6 protein-coding genes are annotated in these 5,042 nt (G+C 66.2%); 3 read left to right on the forward strand and 3 right to left on the reverse strand.

All coding sequences use genetic code 11. The features are described 5' to 3' along the window. From JNK68_11525 to JNK68_11535, 3 genes are all read right to left on the reverse strand, one after another. Positions 1–1,330: efflux RND transporter permease subunit (locus tag JNK68_11525; protein ID MBL8540984.1), on the reverse strand; the 1,330-nt coding region annotated here is incomplete at its 3' end. Next, positions 1,330–2,436, reverse strand: a complete 1,107-nt coding sequence (locus JNK68_11530) for an efflux RND transporter periplasmic adaptor subunit (protein MBL8540985.1) — start codon at positions 2,434–2,436, stop codon at positions 1,330–1,332. The genes JNK68_11525 and JNK68_11530, both read right to left, overlap by 1 nt. Before the next feature lie 96 nt (positions 2,437–2,532). Beyond that, positions 2,533–2,931, reverse strand: a complete 399-nt coding sequence (locus JNK68_11535) for a hypothetical protein (GenBank protein MBL8540986.1) — start codon at positions 2,929–2,931, stop codon at positions 2,533–2,535. 415 nt (positions 2,932–3,346) lie between these two features. Here JNK68_11535 and JNK68_11540 point away from each other — a divergent pair, with 415 nt between their 5' ends. The 3 genes from JNK68_11540 to JNK68_11550 form a co-directional block, all read left to right on the forward strand. After that, positions 3,347–3,625 carry an HU family DNA-binding protein gene (locus tag JNK68_11540; GenBank protein MBL8540987.1) on the forward strand — a complete coding sequence of 93 codons (279 nt, stop codon included), beginning with the start codon at positions 3,347–3,349 and terminating at the stop codon, positions 3,623–3,625. Between the two features lie 255 nt (positions 3,626–3,880). After that, on the forward strand, positions 3,881–4,636 hold the full coding sequence (locus tag JNK68_11545) for a DUF2189 domain-containing protein (GenBank protein MBL8540988.1): 756 nt from the start codon (positions 3,881–3,883) through the stop codon (positions 4,634–4,636). A 203-nt stretch (positions 4,637–4,839) separates the two neighbouring features. Next, on the forward strand, positions 4,840–5,042 hold a 203-nt coding region (locus tag JNK68_11550; GenBank protein ID MBL8540989.1), incomplete at its 3' end, for an FAD-binding protein.

Raw genomic sequence — 5,042 nt, forward strand, 5'->3', positions numbered from 1 at the left:
CGATGCCGGATGCCACGGGCAGCGTGACCTCGCGCACCGCACGGTAGACGAGGTGCAGGCGCGGCAGGTTCGAGCGGTCGCGCGCAAGATGGCTGACGATGTTCTCCACGACCACCACCGCCGCGTCGACCAGCATGCCGATGGCGATGGCGAGGCCGCCCAGGCTCATGAGGTTGGCGCTCATGTCGAAGAGGTCCATGAGAATGAACGTGCCGAGCGCCGCGAGCGGCAGAGTCGCGGCGACGACGAGGGCGGCCCGCACGTTGCCGAGAAAGAGCAGCAGCAGCACGACCACCAGCACGATCGCCTCGGCGAGCGCCCGTGTCACCGTGCCGACCGCGCGCTCCACCAGATCGCCGCGGTCGTAGAACACCTCGACCTTCACCCCCGGCGGCAGCCGCGGCGCGAGCTCCGCCAGCTTGGTGCGCACACCGTCAACCACCTGCTGTGCGTTGGCGCCGCGCAGGCCGAGCACGAGACCCTGCACTGCTTCGCCGGAGCCGTTGCGCGTGACGGTGCCGTAGCGCGTGAGACTGCCGATGCGGACCGTCGCGACATCGGCCACGCGGACGGGAATGCCCTGGCGTTCCGCAACGACGATCGACTTGACGTCGTCGATCGTGCGCACGGCTCCCTCGACGCGGACGAGCAGCGTTTCCTCGCCGTCGCGCAGGCGGCCGGCGCCATCGTTGCGGTTGTTCGCCTCGAGTGCGCGCTGCAGGTCCGCGACGCGGATGCCGCGACCCTGCAGTGCCGCGTTGTCCGGCACGATCTCGAAGGCGCGGACCGCGCCGCCGAGCGAGTTCACGTCCGCGACGCCGGGCAGCGTGCGCAGCGCCGGCCGGATCACCCAGTCGAGCAGCGTGCGTCGCTCGGCAGACGTGAGGTCGCCGCCTTCGATCGTGAACATGAACATCTCGCCGAGCGGTGTGGTGATCGGCGCCAGTCCGCCACTCACGGTCGCAGGCAGCAGCGGCAGGGCGTTATTCAACCGCTCGTTCACCTGCTGCCGTGCCCAGTAGATGTCGGTGCCGTCCTCGAAGTCGATGGTGACATCGGCGATGGCGTACTTGGACACCGAACGCAGGATGCGCTTGTGTGGAATGCCCAGCATCTCGAGCTCGATCGGCGTGACGACGCGCGTCTCCACCTCTTCGGGTGTCATCCCCGGCGCTTTCATGATGATCTTTACCTGAGTAGTGGAGACGTCTGGGAAGGCATCGATCGGCAGCTGCCGGAACGCCTGCACGCCGGCGCCGACGAGCAGCAGCGTGAGGACGACGACTAGCAGCCGTTGCGTCAGCGCGAGCTCGACCACGCGTGCGAGCATCACAGCCCTCCCAATCCCATGAGCATGCCCTTGAGTCCGGCGATGCCGCGCACCACGACTTCGTCACCGCTCGCGAGATCGGCGCGGATCGCGCTTTCCTTCGCCCCTTCGTAGACCAGGGTTGCGATCTGCGCACGGAAGCCCTGCGCCGTCTTCACGAAGAGCAGCAGCTTGCCGTCTTGGCGCAGGAGTGCCGTGTTCGGCACGCGCCAGCCGCCGCTCGTGCCGGGGGCGGCGGCGACCACGGTCGCCTCGACGTTCTGTCCAGGCTTGAGCGTCTCCGCATTTCCGTCGATGAGCGCGCGCACCATGACCGTCTGGCTGTCGGGGTCGACGCTGCCACCGACGGCGATCACGTGGCCGTGCGCGCGGAACTGCGGCACCGTCACCGGGTCGCCGTCGCGCACGCCGGCGGCGCGCGTGACCGGAATCTGAATCTCCAGCCAGAGCGGATTCACGCGCGCGATCTTGTAGATCGGTGCATAGGCATCGAGACGCTGGCCGACGGTTGCCATCTGATCGAGCACGACGCCGTCCGCAGGGGCTGCGATGTCGAGTGAGCTGGCGATAGCGCGGGCGCTGCGCAGCCTGGCGATGGCAGATTCAGACATACCCGCAAGCCGCAGGCCCTGCGTGCGTTCGGCGAGCACCGCGGCCGCCTCGGCGTGACTTCCCTGTGCGGCGAGGTAGCGGCTCTCGGCGATGATGCCCTCGCGCCACAGCGACGCGTCGCGCTTCAGTGTCGCCTCGGCGATGTTCCACTGGTTGGCCGCTTGGACGAAAAGACGCTGTGCTTCCGCGAGCGCGGGGCTCTGGATGCGCGCGAGCACCTGGCCCTTGCGCACACTCTCGGTCACCGACACGGTGAGCGTCTCCACCAATCCCGGCAGCGGCGTGCTCACGACGTTTAACTGGGTATTGGGAACAACGACGCGTGCGCTGAGTCCCTGCAACGGCGCACGATCGTCCGGCGTCGGACGCGCCGTGGCAACGTCAAGCGACCGCGCCTGTTCCGGGCTGACTGTCAGTTCGAGGTCTGCCGCGCCGACAGGCCGCGCGAGCACTGTGCACAACAGCGCCCCGGCGGCAATCGAAACTCTGTCCATCCTGTGACACCCCTGTACGGCCGTGGCCGTGCGAGTACAAACGACGACAAGTCCGCCGTCGCATGGGCGGCGGTCGGGCTTGCGCGAGGGAAGGGGTCAGGCAGAGGCTGGTGGTGCCAGCGGCAGCGGTTTGGGGAAGGGCTGCGCCGCAGTCGCCTGCACGCAGACGAATCGTTCGGCTTCGGTGGTTCGGCCGCTGCAGGACGCAACTACTGCCCCGTCGATCGCCGGCAGATCGAGCAGACGCAGGACGTCGTCGCCCACGTGCGCGTCGGGTGTGGACACGACGCGCGCTTCGAAATCGCGGATCTCGGTGGTGACTGTGTGATGGTTCGCGGCGAACGGCACCGACAGGCCGAGGTGGATGTGCACACCGGACGGGCCCGCGCTGCCATCGGCGAAATGCGCGTGCAGGAGGGGGGCGACGGTCTGTGCGATGGCAAAGAGAAGGACGAGCGCCTGCAGACCGCGCTTGACGTGCACGGCTGCGCTCATGCTCTTGCGCCTTTCCGATCTAGCAACATAATTGAAAATTAAACCATATTTCTTTTGCAGACGGCTTGCGCTGCGTCAACCCGAACTGATGTTGTTCGCGTTGTGAAAACCGAGCGAGACATCGCTTCCACGCTTTTCGACAATACCCGCAATCCCCCGCCAGACAAGGCCAAACCGTGGGTCATCGTGCACCCACGGACCGCGCAACACAGCGCTTTTTTTTCTCGCATATCCCGTGTTCCCCTTGCTACTATTGCCGTCGGCGCTCGCATGGAGCGGATACGGCGCAGCGTGGCAGGTTTCACGCCGCCGGGCGAGCAGCGCTTATCGACAACCGAGGCCGCGCAGCCAAGGAAGAAATCGACTCGGCTCGAACGAGCCAGCACTTATTCCACATGCAAAAAGAGGGTGATAGATGAACAAGAGCGAACTGGTGGATGCGATTGCAAAAAAGACGGGGGGAACCAAGGCCTCCGTGGAAGCGACGCTGGAAGCCTTCGTTGACACCGTGACCGGAACGCTCGCCAAGGGCGGGACGGTGGCGCTGATCGGATTCGGCACGTTCTCCACGTCGAAGCGCGCCGCGCGCACTGGCCGCAATCCGGCGACGGGAGAGGCGATCAAGATCGCGGCATCGAAAGTCGCGAAGTTCTCCGCCGGCGCGGGACTCAAGAAGGCGGTCAACAAGAAATAGGACCGGCACGACGCTGCCTGCCTTGCGGCGGGCAGTAGTTGGACATCCGCCGTGTGTCCCACGGGGCACATGGTTGTGCTCTCGGTGTCGGCGCTGCGTGGACGACGCGGCGTCGACCCGACGTTCGCCCGGCGCCGCAGGTGCCGGTGCGGGATCCCGTATCTTCGTTGCTACGCGTCGGCCAGGGGTCTCTGACTTCGCGCCCGATCACTCCCCGTGGACGGTCTTCCACCGAATTCATCACCGGCACCCGCGTTGCCGCCAGCGGACACCCCCGGAGCGCAGTTCGACCTGCGCGGACGCAGCGTTCCCATCGCCAACGGCTGGCAATGGATCGTCGCGGGGTGGGACCTCTTCCGCAAGCAGCCGGGAATGTGGGTCCTTTTCTTCGTCCTGCTTCTCGTCGTTTTCGCGGTGCTCGGCAGCATTCCCTTTCTCGGCGGCGCGGCCGCAGCACTCATCACCCCGGTGCTCACCGGCAGTCTGATGATCGCGTGCCGGGACGTGGACGAGGGTCGCGATCTCAAGCCGGAGGATCTCCTCGCCGGCTTCCGCAGCAACCTGCAGCCGCTGCTCGTGGTGGGCGTGTTTCATCTGGTGGCAACGCTGATCATCCTCTTGCTGGTGCTGATGTTCGTCGGTGCCACCGTCGGCGTCGGCGCGCTGATGGGCGCGAGCGTTGGTTTCCCGGGCACGGGCGCGCTTGCCGCAGGTGTCGTTTCGCTGCTGATTGCGGGGCTCATCGGGGCGGCGCTCGCGGTTCCCGTCTATGCCGCCATGTGGTTCGCGCCCGCGCTCATCGTCTTCCACGACGTCGACGCCGTCTCCGCACTGAAGGCGAGTTTCTTCGCCATTCTGAAGAACATACCGGCGACCTTCTGGTACGGCCTCATCGTGGTCGGCCTGGCGATCCTGGCTGGCATCCCGTTCGGCCTCGGCTATTTCGTTCTTGCTCCGGTCGCCTTCGCCTCGGTGTACGCGTCGTATCGCGACATCTTTTTCGTGGCCTGAGGTTGCGCCCGGATCACGCGGGGGCGGGATGCGGCGAGTGTGCTTCAGGAAGCACATTCGTGCGCGGAGTGTGTCGATTTGGGTTCACGCTGGGCGCCTGATGCTTTACGATCCGCCTAACGATGGGCGGACGGGCAAAGCCATCGGACAAGAACCTGCAGGAAGTGGACGCCCGCGAGGGCTTAAGCCAGGGAGCGGCACCAATGGAAATCGTGAAGACCGATGTGGCCATCATCGGTGCGGGCGGCGCAGGTCTGCGTGCTGCGATCGCCCTTGCCGAGACGGACCCGAAGCTCACCATCGCGCTGATCTCGAAGGTCTATCCCATGCGCAGTCACACCTGCGCAGCCGAAGGCGGGGCGGCCGGCGTGATCAAGCCCGACGACAGCCTCGATCTGCATTTCAA

It is taken from the genome of Betaproteobacteria bacterium, from assembly GCA_016791345.1.
Taxonomy (GTDB): Bacteria; Pseudomonadota; Gammaproteobacteria; order Burkholderiales; family JAEUMW01; genus JAEUMW01.

Excerpts from the sequence above, each read along its gene's own strand:
- JNK68_11530 (MBL8540985.1), bottom strand. The coding sequence starts at position 2,436 with ATGGACAGAGTTTCGATTGCCGCCGGGGCGCTGTTGTGCACAGTGCTC.
- JNK68_11535 (MBL8540986.1), bottom strand. The coding sequence starts at position 2,931 with ATGAGCGCAGCCGTGCACGTCAAGCGCGGTCTGCAGGCGCTCGTCCTT.
- JNK68_11540 (MBL8540987.1), top strand. The coding sequence starts at position 3,347 with ATGAACAAGAGCGAACTGGTGGATGCGATTGCAAAAAAGACGGGGGGA.